Source organism: Aristophania sp. ESL1142 (assembly GCF_058107345.1).
Window position 1 is genome coordinate 1,139,021 of the sequence record NZ_JBYLUH010000001.1, and the last position, 26,622, is coordinate 1,165,642.

A 26,622-nucleotide genomic window follows, 5' to 3' on the forward strand; every position below is an offset into this window, starting at 1 on the left:
GCAGTTCCTGGACGCTTGAATGGAGCATAAATCCTTGTCGCGTTTTCCATCTGACCAGAAGATCCATATCGCAACGATAGGGCGTCCACACGGGGTAAAGGGCCATGTGCACCTTCATGCTGTGATGGAAGAGCCTGATCTGCTGGAAGGACTTGACCCTGTTTTTGACGATCAGGGGCAGAAATGGAGCGTGAAATGGAAGTCTCATGGTGTTGCGACTTTAACTGATGAGCAGGGTATCGCTCTTTCAGATCGGACAGAAGCAGAAAAAGTTGTTAATAAACGGCTTTATACACTGCGCTCATCTCTGCCACCGGCGGAAGAAGAGGATTTCTACCATATTGATCTGATCGGACTTGCAGCCCGCTCTCCTGAAGGGGAAGGGCTGGGGCATGTCGTCTTTGTCCATGATTATGGGGCAGGAACAAGCCTTGAGCTTGATAGTGGTGCCCTCGTCCCCTTTACAAAGGCCTGTGTGCCTACAATTGATCTTGAAAAAGGAGAGTTAGTGATAATTCTTCCGGAAGAGATTGAGGTAGAAGGTGATCTGGCTGGTGAAGTGCAGGTGCGGGCGTGACGTGGCAGGCTGATATAGTAACCCTTTTCCCCGATATTTTCCCGGGGCCACTGGGGGTCTCTCTTGCAGGGCGTGCCTTGCAGGAAGCTATATGGTCCTGTCGGGTGCATGATCTCCGTCCATATGGTCTGGGGAAACATCGTGCTCTCGATGACACACCTTTTGGTGGCGGTGCTGGTATGGTCATGCGCCCGGACGTTCTGGCCCATGCCTTAAGTGACGTTACAGAAGGTGATAAAATCAGGCGTCCCATCATTTATCCCACGCCACGTGGAAAACGCGCTACACAGAAAGACGTGGCGCGCTTTGCAGAAGGGGCGGGGATTGTGATTCTTTGTGGTCGTTTTGAAGGTGTTGATGAGCGTATATTGGAAAAATATGACGTTCAACAGCTCTGCCTTGGGGATTTTGTTCTTTCTGGGGGGGAAATTCCGGCCCTGGCTCTTCTGGATGGCTGCGTTCGTCTCCTGCCAGGCGTTATGGGGTCATCTTTGAGTGCTGAGGATGAAAGTTTTTCTGACGGGTTGTTGGAATATCCCCAATATACACGGCCAGCGGAATGGGAAGGTCTCTCTGTTCCATCAGTTTTGTTGTCAGGACACCATGGGGATATTGCCCGGTGGCGTCGAAAAGAATCAGAGATTGTCACGCGTGAGCGTCGCCCCGATCTGTGGGAAGCTTACAGCCGGCAATCCGTATCGTGAATGAGTGTTAGGAGTTAGGTTAATGAACATTGTGCAAGAGTTTGAAGCACGCGAAATAGAGCGTCTTTCTGCCCTTCGTGGCGTGCCAGAGTTTGAAGCTGGCGACACTGTGCGCGTTGGTGTACGCGTTGTTGAAGGAACACGTGAACGTGTTCAGTCCTATGAAGGTGTTGTGATTGCTCGTTCCAATCGTGGGATTAACAGCAATTTTACAGTGCGTAAAATCTCTAATGGTGAGGGTGTGGAGCGTGTTTTCCCACTTTATTCTCCTACTATTGCTGAGATTGAAGTGGTTCGCCGTGGTAAAGTCCGTCGTGCTAAACTGTATTATCTGCGTGGACGTTCAGGGAAGTCTGCCCGTATTGCAGAACGCCCCAGAGATGTTAATAAAGTAGATGCAAATAAAGGCGGAGAAGTTTCCGCTTCTTAATTGATATGGGAGATATATGAGAATGCAGAATTCGTCGTCCCCTCGGACACTTTATGATAAGGTCTGGGATGATCACGTTGTCAAAACGCTCGAAGACGGGACCTGCCTTCTCTATATTGACCGTCACCTCCTTCACGAGGTGACAAGCCCGCAGGCTTTTGATGGTTTGCGGGCAGCCCATCGTCAGGTGCGGCACCCTGATGCGACGATAGCGGTGGCAGATCATAATGTCCCGACGAGTGATCGTTCTTTGCCAATAGAGGATCCTAAAAGTCGCTTCCAGATTGAGACACTTGAAAAGAATGTCAAAGAATTTCACGTTCCGTATTTTGCCCTGAACTCTGAAGATCAGGGGATTGTACATGTTGTCGGACCTGAACAGGGGATCAGCCTGCCAGGGATGACGATCGTCTGCGGAGATAGTCATACTTCAACGCATGGCGCTCTGGGGTCTTTGGCTTTCGGGATCGGGACATCAGAAGTTGAGCATGTTCTGGCGACACAGACACTTCAGCAAAAACATGCAAAAAATATGCGTGTGACTGTTGAGGGGGAAGTTGGTCCGGGTGTGACAGCCAAGGACATCATGCTCGCAATTATCGGTAAGCTTGGAACGGCTGGTGGGACTGGACATGTTATTGAATATGCTGGTTCTGCGGTAAGAGCGCTGGATATGGCAGGGCGTATGACGCTCTGTAACATGTCTATTGAGGCTGGTGCGCGTGCTGGTATGATTGCCCCTGATGAGACGACTTTTGCTTATGTAAAAGGCCGTCCATTTGCGCCGAAAGGTGAAGAATTTGAGAAAGCAGTATCTTACTGGAAAACATTAGCTAGTGATGAAAATGCTGTTTTTGATACGGAAATTACGCTTGATGCTGCTGAAATCCAGCCTTCTGTAACATGGGGTACAAGCCCCGAAGACGTGTTGCCGATTACAGGGAATGTTCCAAGCCCTGAAGATTTTGCTGACCCGGCGAAAGCAGAGAGTACACTCCGGGCCCTAAGTTATATGGGGTTGGAAGCGGGGCAACCCATTGCAGGCACACCGGTCGATGTCGTCTTTATCGGTTCCTGTACGAATAGTCGTATTGAAGATTTGCGCGTGGCAGCGAGTCTTGTTAAAGGTCATAAAGTCGCTGAGCATGTTCGGGCCATGGTTGTTCCGGGCTCTGGTCATGTCCGCAAACAGGCTGAAGCCGAGGGATTGGACAAGATATTCCTTGATGCCGGTTTTGAATGGCGTGAGGCGGGGTGTTCGATGTGTCTGGGCATGAATCCGGACCGTCTAAAACCCTATCAGAGATGTGCGTCAACATCGAACCGCAATTTTGAAGGTCGTCAGGGCCCCAATGGCCGCACACATTTATGTTCACCTGCCATGGCTGCTGCTGCTGCTGTTACAGGAATGCTTTGCGATCCACGGACTCTTCGCAGGGAGGTCGCATAATGGAAAAATTTACGACTCTGACAACAATTGCAGCCCCTCTGCCGAAAGAGAATATTGATACAGATCAGATTATTCCAGCGCGTTTTCTTAAAACAACGCAACGTACTGGCTTAGGTGAACATCTTTTTGCGGCACAGCGTTATAATGATGATGGAAGCGAAAACCCGGATTTTGTGCTAAATAAACCAGCCTATCGTAAAGCGGGTATCCTCATTACGCTTGATAATCTGGGGTGCGGCTCTTCGCGTGAACATGCTCCCTGGGCGTTGCTGGATTTTGGGATAAGATGTGTCATCGCTCCCAGCTTTGCAGATATTTTTCATAATAACTGCTTCAAGAATGGCATTTTGCCGATCAAGCTTCCCCGTGATGTTTGTGAAACCTTGATGAAAGATGCTGAAGCCGGAGCGAATGCACGCTTCACGATTGATCTTGAAAAAGAGGTTATCATTTGTCCAGATGGTCAAAAAGTTCCTTTTAAGATCGACCCATATCGCCGCCAGCTCCTGCTTAAAGGGCTAGATGATGTGTCACAGACCTTGCAGTTTGAGCAGGATATTACAAAATTTGAGGCACGTCCTTCCCGGTCGTGGATTCCTTCCACTGTGAAAGAAAAGGCATAATTATGGCTCACAAATTGCTGCTTCTGCCAGGTGATGGTATTGGCCCGGAAGTTATGGTTCAGGCCTTGAGACTCTTGCAATGGCTGCAGGAAAATCGCGGTCTTGAAGTTGAACTTGATAAAGACCTGGTTGGTGGTGCTTCACTGGCTGTTCATGATGTGCCTATTCGTGATGAGGTCATTACCAAGGCAAAAGAAGCTGATGCCGTTTTATTTGGCTCAGTGGGCGACCCGAAATGGAAAGATGTTTCATTTGACCGCCGCCCAGAAGTTGCTATTCTTCGCTTGCGTAAGGATTTGGGGCTTTATGCTAATCTGCGTCCCGCCAAGCTCTTTGATCCGCTTCTCTCCGCCTCTGCTCTGAAACCGGAAGTGGTCCGTGGTTTGGACCTCATGATCGTCCGTGAGACAGTCGGTGGTGTTTATTTTGGTGAGCCAAGAGGCATTGAAACCTTGCCCGATGGTACACGCAAAGGCATTAATACAGAGGTTTATACAACACCTGAAATCGAACGGGTTGCACGGGTTGCATTTGATCTGGCACGCTTGCGTCAAGGGCGGGTCTGCTCTGTTGAGAAATGCAATGTGATGGAAAGTGGCCTGCTCTGGAAGGAAGTCGTCACCGACCTCCATCGTCGTGAATATCAGGATGTAGAGCTTTCCCATATGCTGGCCGATAATTGTGCCATGCAGCTTGTCAGGGCGCCACGTCAGTTTGATGTTATAGTTACGGGGAATCTTTTTGGTGATATTCTCTCTGACCTGGCGTCTATGTTGACGGGTTCACTTGGAATGCTGCCCTCTGCCACATTGGGGAGTGAAACAGGTAACGGCAAAAGGGCGGCACTTTATGAACCAATTCATGGCAGTGCGCCTGATATTGCAGGGAAAGGTATTGCCAATCCGCTGGCACAGATCCTTTCTCTCTCTATGTTGCTGCGTTATTCTCTGAACAGAGCTGATGATGCTGATTTGATTGAGCATGCTGTCTCCAAAGTTCTTGAAACAGGCTTGCGGACTGCTGATATTGCATCAGAAGGAGAAAAAGCTGTCAGTACAGAAGAAATGGGGCAGGCTGTTCTGAAAATGATGAGTGCGTTAGCCTGAGTTTGTTAATGACACATTTCTTCTTTAGTTAGTGATTGTCAGAGGTTATAATGTCCATCATATCAGACCGGATGAACCGGATCCTTCCAAGCCAGACAATCGCCATCACGCAAAAGGCGCGTCAGTTAAAGGCAGAGGGGAAGGATATTATCAGCCTTTCTGCCGGAGAGCCTGATTTTGATACACCGGATTTTATCAAGAATGCTGCGATTGAAGCTCTTGCACGGGGTGAGACGAAATATACTGATGTCGCCGGGACGCAGTCTGTTAGGCAGGCTGCGGCAGATCGTCTTAATGCTGATTTCGGACTCGATTACTGCAAGGAAGAAATCTGTGTTTCGACGGGCGGTAAGCAGGTTATTTATAATGTCATGACAGCCAGCCTGAATGCTGGTGATGAAGTCATTATTCCCGCACCGGCCTGGGTTTCTTATCCTGATATCGTACAGTTGGCTGATGGTGTTCCTGTTATCGTGCAGACGGACCCTGAAAATGGTTTTCGTCTGACAGCCGAGCAATTACGGGCTGCCATTACGGAACGTACAAAATGGTTCATATTGTGCTCACCTTGCAATCCGACAGGGGCTGCCTATTCTGAAGAGCAGTTAAAAGCCCTGACAGATGTTCTGCTTGATTATCCGGATATCTGGATCCTGACAGACGATATTTATGCCAAGCTGATTTATGACGGACGGGTTTCGAAGACTATTGTTCAGGTTGAACCGAAGCTGAGAGATCGTACGGTCACGATGAATGGTGTCAGTAAAGCCTATGCCATGACGGGATGGCGTATTGGTTTTTCGGCAGCACCTGAAGCCTTTACAAAACAGCTGATAAAGTTACAGGGTCAGAGTACAAGCAATGCGTGCTCAATTGCCCAGGCGGCGGCGCAGGCTGCTTTATCTGGCCCTCAGGATTGTATCAGCGAAATGGTTGCTGTGTACCAGAAGAGGCGGGATCTTGTTGTCTCAAAAATTTCAGCGATTGCCGGGTTGGAATGTCATAAGCCTGAAGGGGCATTTTACGTGTTTGTTTCGGTTAAGAATTTAATCGGCAAACAGACTCATACAGGTAAAAAACTCACCAGTTGTGAAGATTTCGTAACGTGTCTTCTGGAAGAAACAGGTGTTGCTGCTGTGCATGGGGCTGCTTTCCTGACGCCGGGTTATTTCCGGATATCCTATGCAACCAGTACGGAATTATTGGATGAAGCCTGTAAGCGTATTAAAAGTTTTTGTGAAAGTTTAAGTTAATGTTTCGCCCTGCTGCTCGCGTTTCTTCTTTGCCAGCTCCTGCAACCATCGCTATGGCAGCGCGCGCCAGGGATCTGAAAGCAGAGGGGAAACCCGTTATTTCTTTGGCCCTTGGGCAACCAGATTTTGCCTCACCGGAAGAAGCACTCGAAGGGGCGATTGAAGAGGTAAAGGCCGGTCATACAGGTTACCCCCCTATTCCAGGGCAGAAAACGCTGCTTGAAGCAATTGCCCATAAGTTCAAACGTGATAACGGCCTTGATGTTCCTTTATCACAGCTTATGGTTGCTAATGGTGGTAAGCAGGTTATTTTTGATGCATTCATGGCCTCAATTGAAGCCGGGGATGAGGTCATTGTTCCATCACCTTATTGGGTAAGCTATCCGCTCATTGTGCAGATGTTTGGAGGGCGCCCGGTCGAGATTCCCTGTTATGAGGAGGATAATTTCCGCCTCAAGGCCGAGACATTGGCAAAAGCCATTACGCCGAAGACACGTTGGGTTGTCCTGAATTTCCCCAATAACCCGACAGGCGCTATTTTAGAGCAATCCGATCTTGAGGAATTGGCAGAAGTGCTTCGAAAAGCACCTCATGTCATGATTATGAGTGATGAGATCTATGAGCATCTGACTTTTTCAGGAAAGCGGCATGTTTCTTTGGCAAAAGTCGCTCCTGACCTTTCAGACCGGATTTTGACGGTTAATGGTGTCAGTAAAGCTTATGCCATGACAGGCTGGCGCGTCGGATTTGCATGTGGGCCGGAAGCCCTGATTAAGGCCATGATTAAAGTGCAGGGCAATATTTCCTCTGGCATTTGCACTCTGGCACAAGGTGGCGCGCGTGCCGTTCTGGAAGGATCTTTAGAGGGTGTCCACGCCATGAGGCGTGTTTATGAAGGACGCCGTGATCGCGTCGTAGGGTTTTTACGTAATATTCCAGGGATTAGTTGTGCTGTGCCGGAGGGTGCCTTTTATGTTTTTCCTGGTTTTGCCAGTTTGATGGGAAAAAAGACGGCTTCGGGCAGAGTGCTCCAGAACGACGTCGATCTAGCAGAAGCCTTGCTGGAAGAACAATATCTGGCAACAGTTCCAGGTTCAGCTTTCGGAAGAGGGCCTCATTTGCGCCTTTCCTTCGCGGCTTCAGAGGCGGAATTGACAGAGGCTTGTGAGAGATTAAAACGGTTTGTCCTGGGCTGTTCATGAAACAGAAACCGCATGATGTCACAGTTTTTGCGACATTAATGCGGACAGTTTCACTTGTCACATTGACGGTGATTTTTGTTGTGATTGCCAGGGTCTGGTCTCCTGCGCAGAAACTGATGCAGCGCGTTGTTGGTTCTGATATGTGGCTGCATCTCTATGGCTTGTTTCATATAGAAACAGCGCTGGGGCGGGAGCAGCTTCTTTTAAGTGCAATTATTGTCATATGTTTTTGCCTGGCTTTAAGTTGCCAGCTTTTATTTCTGTTTATCAGGCGTTTGGGTTTTTCCCAATGCAGCGCTTGCCATCACGAGCCAGGACAGGATGAGTAAAGTACCTCCAAAGGGTGCAACTGGAGCGTGATTGATAATCTTAAAGCTCAGCAGACTGACGGAAACAGAAAAAAGAAGCGTGCCTGTTACCATCATCGCGCAGGCCAGACATTGGCGTAGGGGATTGAGAAACCCTTTATAGAGGGTAAGACAACATAAGGCGATCCCGTGCCAAAGAAGGATATCAGTCGCATTATTAAGGTAATGCCGCCCATGTGGTTCTGAAAAAAATGCTTCTGGCAGATGTTCAGTCAGTGCCTGGAGAATAACGCCGCTGGCTGCGAAAAGGGCACCAAAAATGAAAAGGATTCTCAGAAAAGTCTCTTTTTTCATGTCAATTGCTTTACCCTGGTCAGGAATAGAGACATATAATAGGACAAAGCCCGCCATTATAAAATGGCGGGTTTGTAAGTCGTCTGAACAGCTTTCTGCATTTTTTACTTTTTATGTGTCGGTGCTCCGTTCGCGATATAATAGGGCACATCGGCACGAGGTAGCGGTTTGCGTTCACGGATGACATCAGCCAGTTTCTCAGCGATCATAATTGTTGGCGCATTCAGATTGCCGGTTGTGATGCGTGGCATGATGGAGGCATCGATAACCCGCAGGCCTTCCATGCCGTGCACTTTGCCATCACGATCAACCACAGCCATATCATGATAGCCCATCGCATTACTGCATGATGGGTGATAGGCAGTTTCAGCGCGGCTGCGGACGAAAGCGTCCAGTTCGCTGTCAGATTGTAGGTCTGCTGTAGGAGAAATTTCGGCACCACGAAATTCGTCCAGGGCTGATTGCGCAAAGATTTCACGGGTAATGCGAATGCCAGCACGGAATTCCCGCCAGTCATCGGCAGTTGACATATAGTTAAACAGGATACTCGGGTGAGCATTCGGGTTTTTGGTTTTCAGATGCACGCGCCCACGGCTCAATGAGCGCATGGAGCCTACATGTGCCTGGAAACTATGTACCTTAATAGGGTCCGTACCATTATAATTCACTGCAACGGGCAGGAAGTGATATTGAATATTTGGCCATTCAAAATCTTCATGCGAACGGATAAACCCTCCCGCCTCAAATTCATTTGAAGCACCAATACCTTTACCAAGGAAAAGCCATTCAGCGCCGATTTTCGGTTTGTTATAGAAACGGGCTGCTGTTGCGAGTGTTACTGGTTTTGTGCATTTCCACTGCATATACATCTCGACATGGTCCTGCAGGTTCGCCCCAACGCCAGGAATATCAGCAACGACTGGAATATCGAGACTTTTAAGCAGATCGGATGGCCCTACGCCAGAACGCTGGAGGATCTGCGGTGAGGCGATTGCGCCACCACAAACGATGACTTCCTTACGGGCGTAGGAGATATTCACCTCTCCTTTCTGAAGCCAACGTACGCCGACGGCCCGTTTACCATCAAACAGGATGCGGTCTGTTACAGCATGAGTTTCAACAGTGAGTGTGCTGCGTTTACGGGCTTCGTCAAGGTAACAGCGTGATGTTGAGCAACGTCGGCCAAAGGCTGTCGTTGTCCGGTCCATAGGACCAAAGCCTTCCTGCTGGTAGCCATTCAGATCTTCCGTACGGGCATATCCTGCCTGGACACCAGCCTCAACCATGGCATGGAATAATACATTATTGCCCTGTTTAGGGGTTGTTACGTGCAGGGGACCATTGTCACCATGATAGGCATTGCCGCCAATATCGCGTGTTTCGGCTTTTTTAAAATAGGGCAGGCAGTCAAGATAACTCCAGTTTTCCAACCCTTCCATTTTAGCCCAATTATCATAATCAAGGGCATTGCCGCGAATATAGCACATGCCATTAATCAAGGACGAGCCACCAAGTCCTTTGCCACGTCCGCAATCCATGCGGCGGTTATTCATATTCGGTTCAGGGTCTGTGGCATAGGCATAATTGTATCGTTTGCCCTGTAAAGGCATGGAAAGAGCTGCCGGCATTTGCGTACGGAAGTCAAACCGATAATCAGGGCCTCCTGCTTCTAGCAGAAGAACCGTCGTGCCTGCATCCTCAGTCAGGCGCGCAGATAATACGCCACCGGCCGAGCCGGCGCCGATAATGATATAATCATATTCCTGTTTACTCGACATAGTATCCTCCTGAAGCATCGTTTATTTTCAGATTTTCACGATGCAGATTCACAAATGCGCTCAGTGTCTTCTCAGAAGACCGAGGCAAACTCTCCCAATTCGACCTGAATGGATTTGATCTGGGTATAATGGGCCAGGGTAGCCAAACCGTTTTCACGCCCGACACCGGATTGTTTATAACCACCAACAGGCATCGGTGCGGGGGATTCACCCCAGGTGTTGATCCAGCAAATTCCTGCTTCGAGGCGATGGATAACTGAATGGGCCAGCGAGACATCGTGTGTCACAACACCCGCAGCCAGACCAAAGGTCGTATTATTGGCGCGACTTATGGCCTCATCAATGGTGCTGTAGCTCAGTACACTCATGACAGGGCCGAAAATTTCCTCACGAACAATTGTCTGCTCATCACGGCAGTCAGTAAAAATTGTGGGCTGCACGTAAGCACCCTTGCTGAAATTTCCGCTCATTTCACGATTGCCGCCGCACAATAAACGAGCACCTTCTTTTTTGCCGAGCTCAATATAATGCAGCACATTTTCCATATGCTCAAAGCTGACCATGGGACCAAAATTGGTATTGGGGTCTGTTGGATCTCCCATGCGGATATGTTTGATACGTTCAAGCAAACCGGCTTCAAATTGCGATTTCATGGAGTGTGGGATAAAGACCCGTGTTCCATTTGTGCAAACCTGGCCAGAGCTATAGAAATTGGCCATCATTGCAATATCAACGGCGCGCGCTATGTCAGCGTCAGGTAAAATGATCAGTGGTGATTTGCCACCAAGTTCCATGGTGACATCTTTTAAGGAAGAGGCTGCGGCATTTGCCATGACCCTTTTGCCGGAAGCTACGCCACCAGTGAAAGAAATCTTTGCAATATCGGGATGATCGGTTAAAGCCTGACCAACAATGCGCCCTGGCCCTTGCAGCACATTAAAAACACCGTCAGGAAGTCCTGCTTCGGTGAAAATCTTGGCAAGAATTGTCGCTGTCAGGGGAGTGACCTCGCTGGGTTTAAAGATCATGGCATTGCCTGCCGCGAGGGCAGGAGCCGCTTTCCACATGGCAATCTGAATAGGGTAGTTCCATGCCCCGATGCCAGCGACAACGCCCAGGGGTTCGCGGCGGGTATAAAAAAAGCTGCTTTCACGAAGAGGGTATTGTTCACCTTCGATCGCAACGGCAAGACCTGCATAATATTCGATCACATCGGCTCCGGTGACGATATCCACAGTCGATGTTTCAGAAATGGATTTGCCAGTATCGTGCGTTTCTATCAGGGCAATTTCATCATTATGTGCCCGCAGGATAGCGACAGCGCGGTTCATGATGCGCGAACGCTCAACACCAGTCATAGCTGCCCAGATTTTTTGACCTTTCTGGGCGGCAGTCACAGCACGATTGACATCTTCAGGCGAGGCGATCTGCACTTCGGCCAGAATGTCTCCATTGGCCGGGTTCCGGGTCGTGAAAGTCTTGCCACTTGTCGCGTCAGTTAATTTTCCATCAATATAAAGTTTTTGCAGAGGGTAGAGAGACATGATTTTATCCTTTTAAAGTTTTTGAAGGCGTCTTATGTGCTAAAAACTGATCAAGATATTGGTGGGCAAGGCGTCTCGCCTCTTCAAAGGCGAATTCATTTGACAGCGCCAGGTGCAACCAGAGGCCGTCAATCATCGCTGTTAGACTTTGTGCAGCATCACGTGCTTCATCTTTGTCAATTAACCGGGAGAATTGCGTGTAAAGAGATGAAAACAATACATGTTTATTCACGCGTTGCAGTTTCTTGAGTTCTTCATCATAAAGACTTGCAACCCAGAAATTGAGCCACGTCTTGATAATTGCACGATTATTGAGGTTGTTGTGGAAATTACTGTCAATAATAGCTCTGATCTGCGCAGCAGAGTCATCAGGGTTGATATCTTTTTGCAAATTTTCCAATGTCATTTTCAATTCACGCATGACCTTACGGATCGTTGCATAAAGAAGGCCCTTCTTATCGCCAAAGTAATAAGAGACAAGACCGGCAGAAATGCCGATTTCACCTGCAATCTGGCTAAGTGACGCATCAGCAAGACCAACCCGGTCAATAATGGTACAGGTAGCCGTTAAAAACTGCTCACGCCTTTCAGGCGCTATTTCCTTCCTGGGTTTTTTCATTACGTCTTTCCTGCGGATTTTATTAAATCCGCTGCCTTTTATTATTATCAATCAGTAACCTAATGCGTTTGGGGGTTTAAATACCAATCACATCTAGTTGATTATACGTTCAATCAATTAATAAAGTATAGATCAGGTCTGATGTTTATTTGCTTCATGCCAAAGGTATGAAATTGCCCTTCAGGAGGGAAAGAACATGTCACTCCATCAGGCAGATGACGTTGTTAAGCGTCATGAACGGCCCAAACTCAATAAACTTGTTTTTTTTAGTTCAGCGATCAGCATTATTGTGTTTTCAGCGCTGACAGTGTCCTTTCCGAAAGAAAGTTCTTTTCTTTTAAACTGGGCGCAGCAATTTGTTTCCGACACACTGAGTTGGTACTACACCTTACTGGTTGTCGTCTGCGTTATATTTGCCTTCTGGCTGGCATTTTCACGCTATGGTCATATCGTATTAGGTCAGGAAGGTGAAAAGCCTGAATTCAGCTATACAGCATGGGTTACAATGTTGTTTTCAGCAGGAATCGGCATTGCTCTTGTTTATTTTGGTGCCTATGAACCTCTTGACCATTTTCTCAATCCACCAAGTGGCCCGTCAGGAACAGCTACCGTCGCGCAACATGCTATGGTAATCACATTTTTACATTGGGGGATTCATGGTTGGGCGCTTTATGCCTTAATGGCGACAGTTCTGGCCTATTATGCTTATGTTGAAAAAAGGCCATTAGCCTTGCGCACGGCTCTATATCCCGTTTTTGGCGAGAAACTGACCAATGGTCTCGCCGGAGATATGGTGGATGGCTTCGGCATATTAGCGACTGTCATTGCCATGGTGACGAATCTGGGGATTGGGGCAATGCTCGTTCATTCCGGGTTGGTTGATTATTTCGGGTTATCCAATCATCTGCGAATGCTCATAAGCCTGATTATCATTATGATGGTCGTTGCGACGATTGTTGCCATTATAGGAATCGAAAAGGGCATAGCTGCTTTATCGAAGCTGAACATCCTGATGCTTTGCATACTTCTGGGTTTTGTCTTTCTGACAGGTCCGACCTTCCATATTATGGATGGTATCGTACAGAATATTGGGGATTATCTGAGCAGTTTCGTGAAAATGAGTTTCAATCTTTATATTTACGAAAATGCAAGCAAATGGCGTGGTCTGTGGACGATCTTTTACTGGGCCTGGTGGATTGCGTGGGCACCTTTTGTAGGGTTATTCATCGCACGTATCTCAAAAGGAAGAACGATCAGAGAATTGATTTTTGGCGTATTGCTGATTCCTTTAGGCTTTACACTTCTCTGGCTAGCTGTTTTTGGAAATGCCGCCATTCATATGGTTTTTATTCAGGGGATGAAAGATCTCGGCGCAACGATTGTTGCTGATCCACAAATGGCGATCTATCATTTGTTGAAATATCTGCCATTGCCACAAGTGACCATAATTTTTGCCATTATCATCAGTTTTGTACTGTTTCTTGCTCCTGTCGATTCTGGCAGTTTGATGATTTCTGATCTGGCGATAAGGACAGATGACCCGGAGGTTGAATCACCGATATGGTTACGAGTGTTCTGGTGCGTTGCGACGACAATTGTCACGATTGGGTTATTCTTGTCAGGTAATTTTACCGCTATCCAAACAGCAGTCGTTCTTTGTGGGTTGCCTTTTTCACTGGTGATTATCGTATATATGATAAGCCTTGTGAAAACTCTGCGTGCAAGACGTTGATGAAGATGTTTTTAGCATAACATGTAATAATCTGAAGTGAATCCGCTTTATATAAAGCGGATTCACTTATTTTTTATGCTTTATATGTAGAGAATTTCTTTTATCTGTTTTGTTCCCTAAATATTTGTTTCGATTTCTCGAAGCTAATTCCTGATGGAGAAAAACAGATCTACTACCTGATTTGTGTCAGAGGATGATTCTGTGAGATTATTATAGCGGTCGTGAAAGAGACGAGATTTGCAACACTCTATATAAAAGAGGATGGAAAGATGAAATTGCAAAAAAAAATGCTATTGGTTTTCAGTCTCCTTTTATGTAGCTGTGCTATTCCTTTATCGCCTCCGCCACCACCACCTTTGCCAGGCAATAAAAGCACGTCAGAATCTTTGACATTGACTGAGCTGGCAGCCCTTGATCAGATGAATCAGTTGTCACGCTGGATGATGTCACTCGGAAAAATGGCCACAACCCATAGCAACCAGCCTGTGGTTATTAATTATGGTAATGCGATTTTGCATGACTATCAAAAACAAGAAGATACTATCAGGATTCTTGTAAAAACACATTCTGTTGAATTAACAAAAACGTTACCAGTTCAGAAACAAAAACAATTATCCGTTCTTAGCAAGTTATATGGAAAAAAATTTGATAGAATATTTCTGGGTGAAATAAATAAAAATTCCTCATATACATTTGATGGGTTTAAAAAAAGCTATAAAAATCAAATATCTTCAAAAGATATTGTTTCGTTTATGAAAGATTTTCTTGAGTTATTAAAGAAGTATAAAAGTCAAGCGCAGGATATATTGCGTTATGAATAAGAAGTTCAGGCATTTAAAAACCCTTAACAACAGAATAAAATAATATTTTTTGGTATTATATTAATGACATGTGCCATAATGTAATGTAATAAGAATATGCGGATGACTGGGTGTGTTTGCATAAGGCAGGGCACCAGAAAAAGCGTTACGTGTAGGACGTCTTCTCTTCTCCTTATTTTAGAGCTTTCTGCAATAAGGTTGTAAAAGCGTTTATCTTTTAAAAATGGAATATAGTACTGTCATTATGTCAGAAGAGATACAGTTTACGGAGCAGTCTCTGAGGGAAGCTCTGGAAAGATTGGGATCAAACTCAGATAAAAAAACACCACGCAAGCCAGATCAGGTAAGTGAGGCTGAAACTGCTCGGCCTTTTTTTGCTGGGACGAATGCTCTCATAAGCGGTAATTCAGGGAAGAAACGTCGTTTTATTAATGACGGTGGTGTCGTAGTGGAGCACCGGAAGGATATTGGTCGCCATAACCGTAAGCCCAGCGTAGCAGGGAAGGGCTTTGTTGAGCGAACAGATAATGGAGACGTGCAGAGTGAGGTTTCGCAGCTTCAAAAAAAACTGGTAAAGGAACAGCAGCGGGTTTTAGAGGTAGAATCTGAGCTCGAAGGGTTGAAAGAAAAAATTCGCTCACTGGAAACGCGCCTAGTCCATTATCAGTTTCAGCTTGAGGAGCGGGAGAAGAAACTGACCATACTTAAGGAAGATAACGTGAAGCTGAAATTACGCGAAGGGCGGAAGGCTGTTAATGACCATGAAATGCCGGTTGTTAAACGTAAAATTCGAGTGGTTCAAGCGCCAGTAATAACAGAAAATGAGGGCCAGGAGCCAGAACCAGTAAAATGGTGGAATGAGGACTGAGAACCTGATTTCATGACGGATGTCGCCTAAGTGAAATGATTTTAAAGACACTGAAAATCCTCCATGTTGGCGACTTCTTTGAATCATTGAAAGAACGCGCTCCCGGTTTACTGAGTGTTGGTGGGAAGCTTTCCAATGGTTTTATCCGAAATGGTCACCATGTTCTGAACTTTGCCTATCGGGATGTTGCTCGTCGTTACGGGCTTTTTAACAGTCGTTTTTTAGGTAAACGCGCCATGTGGCGTGCTTTGCGGGAAACGATTGCCTTTTTTCAGCCTGATGTCCTTGTTTTGGGGCATGGCTATATAATTCCGCCCGAAGTCATTTCTGAAATCCGTCATGATTATCCAGAGATGAAAGCCATTCAGTGGAATATTGATGCCCTGTTTGTTGAGCAGAACCGTCAGGATATTATAAAGCGTCACGAAGTTGTTGATGCCAGCTTTGTTTCAACATCAGAACGTGAACTTTCTCAATTATTGGGACAGGAAAAAATTATCGGGTTTCTGCCCAACCCCGTTGATCTATCTGTTGAACGGGGGCGTAATTTCAGCCTAGCTGAATTACCTTATGATGTTTTTTATTCTTGTGGCAATCCTGATCGCCTCAGGGATATTTGCGGGCGCCCCTGGCAGATGGATGAATTCTGTCTCTCACTAGAGCAGGCATTACCGGCGGAGGTTCGGTTTGCCTATGCAGGGGTCAGGCAGGCACCTTATATAAGCGGTGATCGTTATATAAAGTTGTTAGAGCAATCTGCAATTGGTTTAAATATAAGCCGTCGGTCTGATTTTTATTTATATAGTTCTGATCGCCTGGCTCATATAATCGGTAATGGTCAGCTTGTTGCTATGGAAAGACAGGTTGGTTATGACCGCTTTTTCTCTGACGATGAGATGATTTTTTTCAGTTCGTTTGAAGAGCTGTGTGATTATATCGCTTATTATGTGAAGCATCCCCAGATAAGACAAAAAAATGCCCATAAAGGGTGGCAACGTTATAGTTCTTTGTTTAACGAGACACGTATTGCGGACTATATGTTGCGTAAAACCTTTCATAAATTGCCACAGAATGAATATCCTTGGAATTCTTTCTTATAACTATAGAAAATTTCTTCATTAAACAAAATGATGAATGGAGCTTATTTTTTTTTATAATAAGTGATAGGTATAAAAAAATTTTTCAGAAGGATTTGAAGGTGTGTTTCCTCAGATCATTATGACGGCAGAATGTCGTGTTCTATACTTGGAAGACAATAATAGTTTGCAGGTGGGGTTTATTCATAAAGACTTTCAACTTGATAAGCTTCTATATGCCTATAAACAGGGTGAAGAATGGTTTCTCAGAACACGCGGTTCCGATGCAAAATGGTATGATTTACGGACAAAAAAAGTAAATAATATCAGGCCATTAACGGGGGTTAGGGTCGTTAACCGTAGCCTAAATTTATATAATATTCTCATCGATCAGTCATATCTAGATGTTGATTGGAATGGAGGTTTATGCGTTTCACAACATCCAGATGAAGGAAGTAGTTTATTCAGATTTATAGATGAGAGTGATTTTGGTAATCTACTGGAAGCAATAGCCCATCAGTGGAGCTGTGGTCCAAAAGGCGATATTGTTACGATAGATTTACATAGAAGCAGTGTTTGGGAAGTATCTATTGGTAGTGTGAAAGTCAATTTTGATCAGATGCTGCAGGCCCTGTCATTGGCACTAGAAACAGGAGAGTTGCTTCTGAATGAGGATTGGAAGGTTTGGCGTTTTGTTCGCTTTAACCCTCTTATTGTTTTCGAAGTTTATGGGCTGGATGCTATGGCTGAGCTCCGGCTTGCCCTGCAAAGTTTGAGTGAAAGAGGTGATTATAAAGGGTCTGTTTTTGTTTTGACTGATAATGATATTTCTGGCTGTAAGGAGATAGATTTCATTCAGTCCTATATAGGAAAAATAACTTTTTTTGATGTAAAAGAGATAAAAGAAAAGCACGAATATTTACCTAGAGCTCTTCTCATCAAGGAAAAGGGTCTGCTTGAACCTTATGCTCCAGTTTTATTTTGCAGCTCATCTGTAATTTTCGGAGATAGTATAGGCGATCTTTTATCAAAGTCCGTTCTTTCGCGGCAGGTAGAATCGTTTGATTATTTCTATCATCCTGAGTATTGCGTTCCTTCTGTCGGAAAAACGGAGGTTCCAGATAATTCCTCACAGGGAAGTCATAATCTCATGATTGTCCCTGATCTATTGGCGCATCGTTTATATCTTGAGGGAGCTGTCAGTTTATTTGAGGTTTGCCTTAATAGTTATGGAGCGGTGAAGAGCGGGCTTGATGGTCAAGCTATCATTAATTACGGGTTAAAGCGTATCAGGGATTTCTCTTCCAATCTGGTAAATCGTTACGTCCTTAAAGGAAGCCCGCATAGTAATGAGGGATCATATGGGGCAGGGATGATATGTTTCTCTGAGGGAAAACAGGAAAAGCGTTTAAAACAGATGCGGATATTCCTGGAAAATGTCGCGTCTGTAAAAGCGGAAGAAGCATAATGAATCGTTTGGTCGTCCTCTCATATGATCTTCGCGTTCTGTGCTGTAATAAAGGGCGTCTGTTCGCATATCCTTTAGTGCAATTTGAATCTGATTCTTCTCTGGCTTTTTTATGCCCTGATGGCAAAGGAAATAATTTTTGTAATTTTCAGTCGGCTTCTCAGTGGCTTGATCTTCAGACCATGAGTTTTCATCGCACAGTTCCCAGAGGAAGCATCAAGCTCGAAGAGCGTATTTCAGACCGAGGAATTTTCCGTTTGAAAATATGTAATACCTTTGATGATGAGGATACAGGAAGTTATCTTTTTATTAAAGAATCTGGTGAAGTTTATGTAAGTGAAAATGAAGAAGCGAGACGGCAGCGGAACGGAGCCTTCAGATGCGTCTCATATGAAGAATTCAAGGCATTGAGAGATTTTGTTAGAAGTGATTGGGTTTATGACAAAGCTTTGAATTCATGTTCTGTTAATCTAGTTTATAGTAATATATGGGATATCCACATTGGTGATTATATTGTCGATATAGGATCTTCGTTAAATAATATAGTAAATTCATATAATAAATTTTACAATTTCGATTTGGTAATTAAAGCAGTTAATGATAACGTCACTAAATTTGTAAAATTCAATCCAGCTATTTTATATGTAATAACAAAAGAAGATCAATTATTGAGGTTTTCTTTTGCGTTACGATGTCTTGAGAAAAATGCCCAGTTTGATGGGACTATTTTTATCGCTTCGAATTTAAAGCCAGAATATATATTGCCAATTATACCACGGATATTTCGTGATATGGTAATATTAACTCCTATCAGGCAGGATGATTTTGTTGATTATACGTTTCCATTATTAAGTATTTTAAATTCCATTAATATAGAAGAATTCTTTCCTGTTGTTGTATTGGATGAGGCAGTTTTTGTTACCATGTCGTTACGTCCATATCTAATAGAGGCTGCTTTAAATCCTCTTCCATATATAAGCAGTAGAAGAGCATCTCATCGACAAAATATCTTTATGGATAATGACGCATCCAGCGGAAATGGTTTCCAGATTTTTGCGGATCGAAAAATAAGAGGCTCCATAGCTTTTTTACAGAACAAGGCTTTTTTACAAACGGCTCTCTTTTCTTATAGAGCACTTATCAAGAAAAAGGATTTTGTGCCTTACGTAGGGTCAGAAGCAGATTTTATTGAATATCTATCTTCTAAATGCTCTTTGATTCTAGAAAGCGCACAACGAGATAACCTCTTAGAGGATAGATTTGAGAGCTTATTTATGGATGTATCATCCTGGCCTCTTGAGAAGTGTGATCGGTATATTGAACGGTCTGATAATCTGTAATTACTTACTGTAAAACGTGTCACAAATAGGATGATCTATGAAATATCTTGCTTTAATGACTAAAGATTTCAAGGTTATCAAAGCTGATCAAAATGGCTATTTATATGCGGCATCTCTTTCCTCTCTGACTGACCTAGATAATATTATTTATCTGGCTCAACAGGGTAATAAATGGAACCTTCTTATTACGAAGCCTTTTATCTCATGGTTCGATGCTGAGATAAAAGGTGTTAAACGTGCCTTCCCTGCCGGGAATGTAAACCTTATTTTTCCTGGTGAGGAAAAATTCTGTGAAGTTCAGATTGGTGATCTTACTTATATGCATGTTCTGGAATCAGGACGGGTAGCATATTCTCGTAAGGCGTCTGCTGAAAAAACGGAGTGCTCGTTTTCTTTCCGTCTTTTGACGCAATGTGAGTTACACAAATTATATCATGTGGCACGTAACCAATGGGCCATAGACCCTTTAGTGAAATCAGTTCGTTTGGCAGAAGATAAGAGTAATTTCCATGAATTTTACCTGGGTGATCTTTTAATCCCTCTCAATGAGTTTTTCGCGTATGTTTCTGACGTAACAGACATAAATGAATTTGTATTTTTAAGTGGAAGAAATATTTACAGAGCAGTTTTGTTTAAACCTGCCGTGTTTCTGGCTTCTTATGGAGAAAAAGCTTTTCGTCAATTGTCAGTGGCTCTTGCAAGTCTGGAAGATCCAGGAAATTATGACGGGAAATTATTCATCATTACGGATGCAGACCCGGTTACAGTAGCAGCGGTCATGCCCCGGAACTTACGTGCTTCTGTTGATGTCCTGCCTCTGGAAGCTCATGACTTTCTTGATTTTGTAGCAGTAAGGCAGACAATCATTAGCTCTGGTCTTTTGGAAGAATATTCACCGGTTTTATATATTGATATTGATGTCATGATGAATATGCCAATGGATAAGACACTATGTCTTGGCGCATTGGAAAAATGGTTTAGCGCCCAGAGAGAAGAATGGATTAAAGGAGCCGATTTCCGTTATATAAATACAACGGGTGAATATTTTTTCAGTCAGGATCCTTTTCCGGTAGATCATATTGAAGCAGGCTTTAATAGTGGAGTCTTTTTCCTTCCAGTTTATGGTCGTAATAAGGCTTATATGGATTTGTGCTTTACATCTCATAAAATTTATACTGTGGAGAATGGTCGGAAGACTCCTTTTCCTGAGCAGCAATTTCTTAATTATGCGCTGCACAAGCTTGATGCTGTTGATTGTAATCTAGTCACGAATCTGACGGAAGTCGGGGGGGATCCTGGGTCAGTTGTTGTAAAGTTTCATGGTGGTATGGATGTGACAAAAACGCGGGGCATTATTCATTACTGGTGTATAGAATCGTCAATCCGTCCCCGCCTGATGAGTGATTACCTGAATCGTGTCAGGGAGTATCGTCACACTCTGAAATAGACCTGTTAAGTCAGCCGGCTGAAAAAGCCGGCTTTACAGGGACTGTTCTTAATGATTGATCTTTTCGAATGTGACAGTTTTTAGATGTGACCGGTTATAGTTCAGTTGGTCGTGCGTAAGCTGAAATCCAATTTCCAGCGTATAGGGTGTTTGTTGTGGGTCAGAGCCGGTGGGTAGATCAATAAAGCGCAAAGTGGAATGTGTTTGCGTCATGCCTAAACCATCGTGAAGTCGGAATTTTTCGGTAAATATTTTTTTATCAATAATTTGCCCGCCTTTAATAACGGCAACAAAATAAGGCACGTCGAGTGCTTTTTGATCGGCAACGGCACCTTCTGTAAATTGAATGGAAAGACCAACCCTGATGCGTGTGAGAGGGCGCTTGCGTTTATCGCGCGGCCCTGTCCTGCAATCACCATTAACAGCCAGAATCTGGGCGTGATAGGCTGTATGGCTGATATCAATCCCTTTCCCATCGAAGAGGTATAGATCTGCCGTAGCCGCTGGTACATCAACTTTAGGACAGGCAGGGGCATAGGTAGCAATATTATCAGAAGGGTTTGTACAACCAGCTAGGAAACCCAGACCCAGGAGTGATAAAAAACTTCCGGCGACCAGGTGATAATTAAAAAGGCGGGTGGTCATCAAAGGGGAAACTCCGCATGAAAAAAGTCTGGGCATTGCGATAATCATCAATACATCCGATATAGACGGAGAGAAAAGGCTTTTTGACAGGGATAAGAAGGTGAATATCCTTACTTGAAGACACTTTTCATCTATATCGATTGATGACTGCCAGGGGAACACTATGTCAGAAGAGACACAATCTGCAACCTCTCAACTAGAGAATCCTGCGGCAGGCCGCGTTAATTTTTCCGATGGGCAAAGGCAGACACTACGCCTTTTACTGGCAGGCCCTCGGGGATTTTGTGCGGGCGTAGATCGTGCGATTCGCGTTGTGGAAGAAGCATTGCGTCGTTACGGAGCGCCCGTTTATGTGCGCCATGAGATCGTCCATAACCGGACGGTCGTTGAAGGGCTTGAAGCAAAAGGGGCCATCTTTGTCGAAGAGCTTGATGAGGTACCGGAAGATGGTCATGTCGTTTTCTCAGCTCATGGGGTGCCTAAATCCGTCCCTGCTGAAGCCGAACGGCGGAATCTTCTTTATCTAGATGCAACCTGTCCGCTTGTTTCAAAGGTGCATCGTGAGGCAGAGCGCCATTTTGCAGGCGGCAGTGACAAACAGCGCCATATTCTGATGATCGGTCATGCTGGTCATCCAGAAGTTGTTGGCACAATGGGTCAGCTTCCTGTGGGGGCAGTTACGTTGATTAATGACGCCCATGAAGCCAGCACGGTGGAACCGGCAGATCCTGATAAACTTGCTTTTATTACTCAGACGACCTTATCAGTCGATGATACGGCCGAAATTGTTGAAATCCTGCGTAATCGCTTTCCTAAAATAGAAGGACCACGACGGGAAGATATCTGTTATGCCACGACGAATCGTCAGATGGCTGTTAAAGAGCTGGCTCCAGAATGTGACCTCGTTATTGTCATAGGCTCCCCTAATTCTTCTAATTCACAGAGATTAAGGGAAGTGGCCGAGCGTTCAGGTGCCAAGAAAGCGCTTCTGGTGCCCAAGGTTTCCGATATGAACTGGGAGGAGCTTAAAGGGGTTAAAACCCTTGGCATGAGTGCTGGTGCTTCGGCCCCTGAGAGTTTGGTTCAGGAAATGATAGCAGAGCTTTCAAAACGTTATGATCTTCATACTGAAGAGCGAATCGTCAAGGAAGAGAATATTAATTTCCGTCTCCCGCATCCGCTCACAGATGAATAACGGGGTGTTATGGCCGTCTATACGGAGATAGAGGAAAAGACCTTAAAAGCGTTTCTTAAGCGATATGAGCTTGGGGAACTGCTAGGGTTTGAAGGGATTACAGAAGGGATTGAAAATAGCAATTTCCGCCTCATGATGAGTTCGGGCAGCTATATTCTTACCCTTTTTGAAAAAAGGATGAATCCGGCTGAGTTGCCCTGGTTTCTAGGGTATATGAGCCATTTGGCACATCATGGTCTTTCCTGCCCGCTGCCTATTCAGGATCAAACGGGAGAAGCCCTGCATAGTCTTGAGGGACGTCCGGCCGTTATCGTGACGTTTCTGCCAGGGAAAGCTCTGAAGACAATCACACCTGATTCTTGTGAAAAGCTCGGTGCCTCTCTGGCACTTTTGCATCAGAAAGGTGAGGGCTATAGGACAGAGCGCCCTAATAGCCTGAGTGTATCAGGTTGGAAGCCTCTTCTGATGCAATGTCGCAGCCATGGTGATGAGGCTATAGAGGGTCTTATCAGGCAGACCAAGGATAATCTTGCACAGTTGGTGAAAGGCTGGCCAGCTGAGGGGGCGTTGCCTCGTGGGCAAATTCATGCAGACCTTTTTCCTGATAATGTTTTTTTTCAGGATGGTCATGTAAGCGGGATTATTGATTTCTATTTCGCATGTACAGATTTTCTGGCTTACGATCTTGCGATCTGTTTGAATGCCTGGTGCTTCGAAAATGAAAAAAACTATAATGCAGAACGTGCCGCTCGTTTAATCAGAGGGTACGAATCAGTCAGACCTCTTACAGAAGCAGAAAAAGCTTCTTTGCCTGTTCTCTGTCAGGGGGCAGCCTTACGATTTCTTCTGACGCGCCTCTATGATTGGGTCCATACGCCAGTGGGGGCTAATGTCGTTAAGAAAGATCCCTGGGCGTATCAGAATCGTCTTCAATATTTTTTGGAAAAGAACAGTGTCTGAGGCTTTAAGGGATGATAAGGATAACTCAGTCGTAGAAATCTGGACTGATGGAGGCTGTAAGCCAAATCCTGGCCCAGGAGGGTGGGGTGTCTTACTTCGTTATCGGGGGCAGGAACGTACCCTTCAGGGAAATGACCCGGAGACGACTAATAATCGCATGGAATTGACAGCTGCGGCTGAAGCGTTGGAAACGCTTAAACGTCCCTGTGTAATTAGACTTTATACAGATAGTGAATATGTTAAAAATGGCATAACACGCTGGCATGAAGGCTGGGTGCGTCGTAATTGGCGAAATGCTTCAGGAGATCCTGTTGCCAATATGGATCTTTGGCGGCGTTTGCTTGACGCGGCGCGTCAGCACCAGATTGAATGGCTTTGGGTCAAGGGACATGCCGGGATCGTTGAAAATGAGCAGGTTGATGCATTGGCAACTGAGGCTCGGAAAGCCCTTGAAACATAAATTTTTCAAAAACTTTTAAAAAATGCTTTCAGGGGGGTTTACTGTCACAAGGTTTTTGGATAGATAAAGCCTCACTGGTCCCGAATAGCTCAGTCGGTAGAGCAAGCGACTGTTAATCGCTGGGTCGTAGGTTCGAGTCCTACTTCGGGAGCCAGTTTCAAAACCCACTTGAGAGTGGGTTTTTTGTTTTTTATCTCCTAAAAATATACAATTGGTTGAATTTTTGTTTAAGTAAGTGCAGATGATGAGTCATGACTGCATTACAAAAAAACACACCACAAAGCGTGGATTACGCAACTGTTACATGGGATCAGCTTCATCGGGATGCCCGGATTCTGGCTTCCAGGCTAATGGCTGAATATGCTTCCTTTAAAGGGATCGTTGCCATTACACGTGGCGGACTGATACCGGCAGCAATTCTGGCCCGTGAGCTTGGATGTAGAGTGGTAGAAACAGTCTCTGTCGCTAGCTATGAGGGCGAAGAGGGAACCCAGAAAGAACCAAAAACTCTGAAACTGCCTACTGCTGCTGGAGATGGAGAAGGTTTTTTAATCGTTGATGATCTGGTCGATTCTGGTGTTACGGCCCGTTATGTGAGGGATATGCTTCCGAAAGGCGTTTTTGCCTGCCTTTATGCCAAGCCAGAGGGACGCCCTTATACAGACTATTATATCACAGAGGTTCCGCAGGATACGTGGGTACTCTTCCCTTGGGATACAGCCCCTCTTTTTGTGCCGCCACTTAGCCACAATCGGTAAAATTTTCTGAAATGTGGAAGAAAATATCTATAACCTATTAAAAAAAGAGACAAATTTGTGCGTTACCCTCTTGCGTAATTTTATCTGTCAGACTAGTGTGCCGCACATGGTCACGGGGCGTGGCGCAGCCTGGTAGCGCGCTTGTTTTGGGTACAAGAGGCCCCCGGTTCGAGTCCGGGCGCCCCGACCATGTTGTCTTCTAAGAGAAGAGAAAGAGCGCCCTTAGCTCAGCTGGATAGAGCAACAGCCTTCTAAGCTGTGGGTCGCTGGTTCGAATCCAGCAGGGCGCACCACCAGGATCATCCTTTGAAAATTCAGGAATATAACGCGTTTCGCAGTGCGGCGGCAAATTGTTTGGTCGTTATACGATTCTTTTGGAAAAAGTGCATTTTTCACTTTTTGAAAACAATTTTTTTAAAAATAAGATTACTTCAGGACATAATTTTGTCATTAAATTGCCACAATTAAAACCAAATAATCTGGTCATATTAATGAAAATAATGTTAAGATTAAATTAAGTAATAAATAATAAAAAATAAAAATTTTCAATATTTATATCATTGGAGATATATATAATTATTAATTGTTAATGACATATGTGGTAATGTGTGCGTATATTGATCATATTTTATTTAAATATAAAATTTATTTATAGTGAGTCTGGCATTATTTAAAGTCCAGATCTCTAGGATGTAATTTGAATTTCTTAAATTTTGTTAAAATAAAGTTGTTAAAAATGAATTTTCGCTATACTTCCACTATCGAGAGTTAAAAAGTGACCGCGTTTGGTAGGATTTCTCGGAGATAGAATAATGTGCGTCGAGCAATGTTTGTTGGGATTAGCGTCATATTGCCAGATGCAGCAAATGGTGTCTGATTCTGGAAAATGTGGTGGTATTTTTCAGCGTGTTGCCTCCTTGACGGATCATGCACTGGCTTCTTATAAACTGTCCGTAGAGAACGAGGATAGCTGTTACTTACTTGTCTGCGCGAATACTCTGGTGAATGTCATGCGGCTTATCAGGAACTCTTCTTTTTACGCGGAGTGTAATGAGCTTTTCTCTCTTGCTGAGAAAGCCTATAAAGCAGCTTTAAGTCGCACATTAAAATGTTCTGATTCGTGTTCATGTTGGCAGAAAGAGGTTGCTATACGTAAGCAGAATACTCTATTAATATAATTATAACATTGTTGTGAATGGGTTTGTATATTGAATAATTTATATTAATAAATTATTGGATTGAAAATTTATTATATAATTATTTATTAATTAATATTATTTTTACAATTCAATATTAGATATTGTTTTTGTTTTGCTATGCTGTTTATAACTTGTTTATCTTACTGATTCTTTAAAGAAGAATTGTTGTAGAGGATAGGTCTAATGGATGCCGAGCAGAGTCTACTGAAATTGGATGCTTACTGCCATTTCCGTCAAATGGCATTGATGTATGATTCAGATAGTTCCTCCCATTTCTTAAATAATGTTATGGAGCTGACAGCAGAGGCATTGGCCAGTTTTAAGTTGGCTTTTGATGAGGTTGATATCTTTTCATTAAAGATTTGTAGTAATATTCTTAAGAATATTCTTAACTACATAAAAAATTCTGCACTTCATGTTGAATTTCAGGATATATTTCTAGTAGTTCAGGATGCATATAAAAATATATCTCTTCTTCTTGAAAAAGAATCGCCTGAATTGGCATATATTCTTGGAAATAGAACTCCAGCATTGTGACTTATATTTAATTTAATCGTACTTATGCGTATTAAATTAGGATATTCTTTATTCAAAATTATTTTATTTTAATAATATGTAAAATATCTTGACCTGTATTTACCCTTGCCGGATAACACATGAAAAACATGCCAGGAATGGCTTTTTTGGAAGTTTTATAGTGAGACT

At 44.4% G+C, this 26,622-nt stretch carries 28 protein-coding genes and 3 tRNA genes; 25 read left to right on the top strand and 6 right to left on the bottom strand.

What is annotated here, in order from left to right; genetic code table 11:
- Positions 1–19: 19 nt before the first annotated feature.
- Genes rimM through AC3B6P_RS05400 form a run of 9 tightly spaced genes read left to right on the top strand, consistent with a single transcriptional unit; the run spans position 20 to position 7,674 of the window.
- Complete coding sequence (gene rimM, locus AC3B6P_RS05360; protein ID WP_489805074.1) at positions 20–577, top strand: ribosome maturation factor RimM; 558 nt, start codon at positions 20–22, stop codon at positions 575–577.
- Positions 574–1,281 carry a tRNA (guanosine(37)-N1)-methyltransferase TrmD gene (gene trmD / locus AC3B6P_RS05365; protein WP_489805075.1) on the top strand — a complete coding sequence of 236 codons (708 nt, stop codon included), beginning with the start codon at positions 574–576 and terminating at the stop codon, positions 1,279–1,281. Before rimM ends, trmD begins: the two co-directional genes overlap by 4 nt.
- A 22-nt stretch (positions 1,282–1,303) precedes the next feature.
- On the top strand, positions 1,304–1,711 hold the full coding sequence (gene rplS, locus AC3B6P_RS05370; protein WP_489805076.1) for a 50S ribosomal protein L19: 408 nt from the start codon (positions 1,304–1,306) through the stop codon (positions 1,709–1,711).
- A 22-nt stretch (positions 1,712–1,733) separates the two neighbouring features.
- Positions 1,734–3,161: a 3-isopropylmalate dehydratase large subunit gene (gene leuC / locus AC3B6P_RS05375; RefSeq protein ID WP_489805077.1), complete on the top strand. Its 1,428-nt coding sequence runs from the start codon at positions 1,734–1,736 to the stop codon at positions 3,159–3,161.
- Positions 3,161–3,784 (top strand): 3-isopropylmalate dehydratase small subunit, encoded by a 624-nt coding sequence (gene leuD, locus AC3B6P_RS05380; RefSeq protein WP_489805078.1) that lies wholly within the window; start codon positions 3,161–3,163, stop codon positions 3,782–3,784. The genes leuC and leuD overlap by 1 nt, the downstream gene beginning before the upstream one ends.
- A 2-nt stretch (positions 3,785–3,786) precedes the next feature.
- Positions 3,787–4,890, top strand: a complete 1,104-nt coding sequence (gene leuB, locus AC3B6P_RS05385) for a 3-isopropylmalate dehydrogenase (protein ID WP_489805079.1) — start codon at positions 3,787–3,789, stop codon at positions 4,888–4,890.
- 50 nt (positions 4,891–4,940) lie between these two features.
- Positions 4,941–6,143: a pyridoxal phosphate-dependent aminotransferase gene (locus tag AC3B6P_RS05390; protein WP_489805080.1), complete on the top strand. Its 1,203-nt coding sequence runs from the start codon at positions 4,941–4,943 to the stop codon at positions 6,141–6,143.
- Positions 6,143–7,345 carry a pyridoxal phosphate-dependent aminotransferase gene (locus tag AC3B6P_RS05395; RefSeq protein WP_489805081.1) on the top strand — a complete coding sequence of 401 codons (1,203 nt, stop codon included), beginning with the start codon at positions 6,143–6,145 and terminating at the stop codon, positions 7,343–7,345. Before AC3B6P_RS05390 ends, AC3B6P_RS05395 begins: the two co-directional genes overlap by 1 nt.
- Positions 7,342–7,674, top strand: coding sequence for a hypothetical protein (locus AC3B6P_RS05400; protein ID WP_489805082.1), 333 nt, complete (start codon positions 7,342–7,344; stop codon positions 7,672–7,674). Before AC3B6P_RS05395 ends, AC3B6P_RS05400 begins: the two co-directional genes overlap by 4 nt.
- Here the strand turns inward: AC3B6P_RS05400 and AC3B6P_RS05405 are convergent.
- From AC3B6P_RS05405 to betI, 4 genes are all read right to left on the bottom strand, one after another.
- On the bottom strand, positions 7,600–8,007 hold the full coding sequence (locus AC3B6P_RS05405) for a DUF423 domain-containing protein (protein ID WP_489805083.1): 408 nt from the start codon (positions 8,005–8,007) through the stop codon (positions 7,600–7,602). The genes AC3B6P_RS05400 and AC3B6P_RS05405 overlap by 75 nt on opposite strands.
- Positions 8,008–8,111: 104 nt before the next feature.
- Positions 8,112–9,785: a choline dehydrogenase gene (betA, locus tag AC3B6P_RS05410; protein ID WP_489805084.1), complete on the bottom strand. Its 1,674-nt coding sequence runs from the start codon at positions 9,783–9,785 to the stop codon at positions 8,112–8,114.
- A 71-nt stretch (positions 9,786–9,856) separates the two neighbouring features.
- Positions 9,857–11,329, bottom strand: coding sequence for a betaine-aldehyde dehydrogenase (gene betB, locus AC3B6P_RS05415; protein WP_489805085.1), 1,473 nt, complete (start codon positions 11,327–11,329; stop codon positions 9,857–9,859).
- 4 nt (positions 11,330–11,333) lie between these two features.
- Positions 11,334–11,948, bottom strand: coding sequence for a transcriptional regulator BetI (gene betI, locus AC3B6P_RS05420; RefSeq protein WP_489805086.1), 615 nt, complete (start codon positions 11,946–11,948; stop codon positions 11,334–11,336).
- Between the two features lie 196 nt (positions 11,949–12,144).
- On the opposite strand from betI, the gene AC3B6P_RS05425 reads away from it, so the two are divergent.
- The 7 genes from AC3B6P_RS05425 (at position 12,145) to AC3B6P_RS05455 (ending at position 20,700) form a co-directional block, all read left to right on the top strand.
- Positions 12,145–13,680, top strand: coding sequence for a BCCT family transporter (locus AC3B6P_RS05425; RefSeq protein WP_489805087.1), 1,536 nt, complete (start codon positions 12,145–12,147; stop codon positions 13,678–13,680).
- A 269-nt stretch (positions 13,681–13,949) separates the two neighbouring features.
- The gene (locus AC3B6P_RS05430) at positions 13,950–14,501 is read left to right on the top strand and encodes a DUF4142 domain-containing protein (RefSeq protein ID WP_489805088.1); all 552 of its coding nucleotides are present in this window, start codon (positions 13,950–13,952) and stop codon (positions 14,499–14,501) included.
- Positions 14,502–14,724: 223 nt separating this feature from the next.
- Positions 14,725–15,369 carry a hypothetical protein gene (locus AC3B6P_RS05435; RefSeq protein ID WP_489805089.1) on the top strand — a complete coding sequence of 215 codons (645 nt, stop codon included), beginning with the start codon at positions 14,725–14,727 and terminating at the stop codon, positions 15,367–15,369.
- A gap of 35 nt (positions 15,370–15,404) precedes the next feature.
- Complete coding sequence (locus AC3B6P_RS05440) at positions 15,405–16,469, top strand: glycosyltransferase family protein (RefSeq protein ID WP_489805090.1); 1,065 nt, start codon at positions 15,405–15,407, stop codon at positions 16,467–16,469.
- A gap of 100 nt (positions 16,470–16,569) precedes the next feature.
- Positions 16,570–17,913 (top strand): hypothetical protein, encoded by a 1,344-nt coding sequence (locus AC3B6P_RS05445; RefSeq protein WP_489805091.1) that lies wholly within the window; start codon positions 16,570–16,572, stop codon positions 17,911–17,913.
- Positions 17,913–19,253, top strand: coding sequence for a hypothetical protein (locus tag AC3B6P_RS05450; protein ID WP_489805092.1), 1,341 nt, complete (start codon positions 17,913–17,915; stop codon positions 19,251–19,253). Before AC3B6P_RS05445 ends, AC3B6P_RS05450 begins: the two co-directional genes overlap by 1 nt.
- Positions 19,254–19,290: 37 nt before the next feature.
- Complete coding sequence (locus tag AC3B6P_RS05455) at positions 19,291–20,700, top strand: hypothetical protein (RefSeq protein ID WP_489805093.1); 1,410 nt, start codon at positions 19,291–19,293, stop codon at positions 20,698–20,700.
- 48 nt (positions 20,701–20,748) lie between these two features.
- Here AC3B6P_RS05455 and AC3B6P_RS05460 read toward each other — a convergent pair whose 3' ends face one another.
- Both AC3B6P_RS05460 and AC3B6P_RS05465 read right to left on the bottom strand, forming a co-directional pair.
- On the bottom strand, positions 20,749–21,345 hold the full coding sequence (locus AC3B6P_RS05460) for a hypothetical protein (protein WP_489805094.1): 597 nt from the start codon (positions 21,343–21,345) through the stop codon (positions 20,749–20,751).
- The gene (locus AC3B6P_RS05465; RefSeq protein WP_489805095.1) at positions 21,326–21,469 is read right to left on the bottom strand and encodes a hypothetical protein; all 144 of its coding nucleotides are present in this window, start codon (positions 21,467–21,469) and stop codon (positions 21,326–21,328) included. Before AC3B6P_RS05465 ends, AC3B6P_RS05460 begins: the two co-directional genes overlap by 20 nt.
- 39 nt (positions 21,470–21,508) lie before the next feature.
- Here AC3B6P_RS05465 and ispH point away from each other — a divergent pair, with 39 nt between their 5' ends.
- The 9 genes from ispH (at position 21,509) to AC3B6P_RS05510 (ending at position 26,454) form a co-directional block, all read left to right on the top strand.
- Positions 21,509–22,540: a 4-hydroxy-3-methylbut-2-enyl diphosphate reductase gene (gene ispH / locus AC3B6P_RS05470; RefSeq protein ID WP_489805096.1), complete on the top strand. Its 1,032-nt coding sequence runs from the start codon at positions 21,509–21,511 to the stop codon at positions 22,538–22,540.
- A 9-nt stretch (positions 22,541–22,549) separates the two neighbouring features.
- On the top strand, positions 22,550–23,500 hold the full coding sequence (locus tag AC3B6P_RS05475; protein WP_489805097.1) for a homoserine kinase: 951 nt from the start codon (positions 22,550–22,552) through the stop codon (positions 23,498–23,500).
- Positions 23,493–23,960, top strand: a complete 468-nt coding sequence (rnhA, locus tag AC3B6P_RS05480; RefSeq protein WP_489805098.1) for a ribonuclease HI — start codon at positions 23,493–23,495, stop codon at positions 23,958–23,960. The genes AC3B6P_RS05475 and rnhA overlap by 8 nt, the downstream gene beginning before the upstream one ends.
- 78 nt (positions 23,961–24,038) lie before the next feature.
- Positions 24,039–24,114: transfer RNA gene (locus AC3B6P_RS05485), tRNA-Asn, on the top strand.
- 97 nt (positions 24,115–24,211) lie between these two features.
- Positions 24,212–24,718 carry a xanthine phosphoribosyltransferase gene (gene gpt, locus AC3B6P_RS05490; protein ID WP_489805099.1) on the top strand — a complete coding sequence of 169 codons (507 nt, stop codon included), beginning with the start codon at positions 24,212–24,214 and terminating at the stop codon, positions 24,716–24,718.
- Between the two features lie 113 nt (positions 24,719–24,831).
- Positions 24,832–24,908: transfer RNA gene (locus tag AC3B6P_RS05495), tRNA-Pro, on the top strand.
- 26 nt (positions 24,909–24,934) lie between these two features.
- Positions 24,935–25,011, top strand: a tRNA-Arg gene (locus AC3B6P_RS05500).
- A gap of 573 nt (positions 25,012–25,584) precedes the next feature.
- Positions 25,585–25,896 (top strand): hypothetical protein, encoded by a 312-nt coding sequence (locus AC3B6P_RS05505; RefSeq protein WP_489805100.1) that lies wholly within the window; start codon positions 25,585–25,587, stop codon positions 25,894–25,896.
- A gap of 204 nt (positions 25,897–26,100) precedes the next feature.
- Positions 26,101–26,454 (top strand): hypothetical protein, encoded by a 354-nt coding sequence (locus AC3B6P_RS05510; protein WP_489805101.1) that lies wholly within the window; start codon positions 26,101–26,103, stop codon positions 26,452–26,454.
- Positions 26,455–26,622 lie beyond the last annotated feature (168 nt).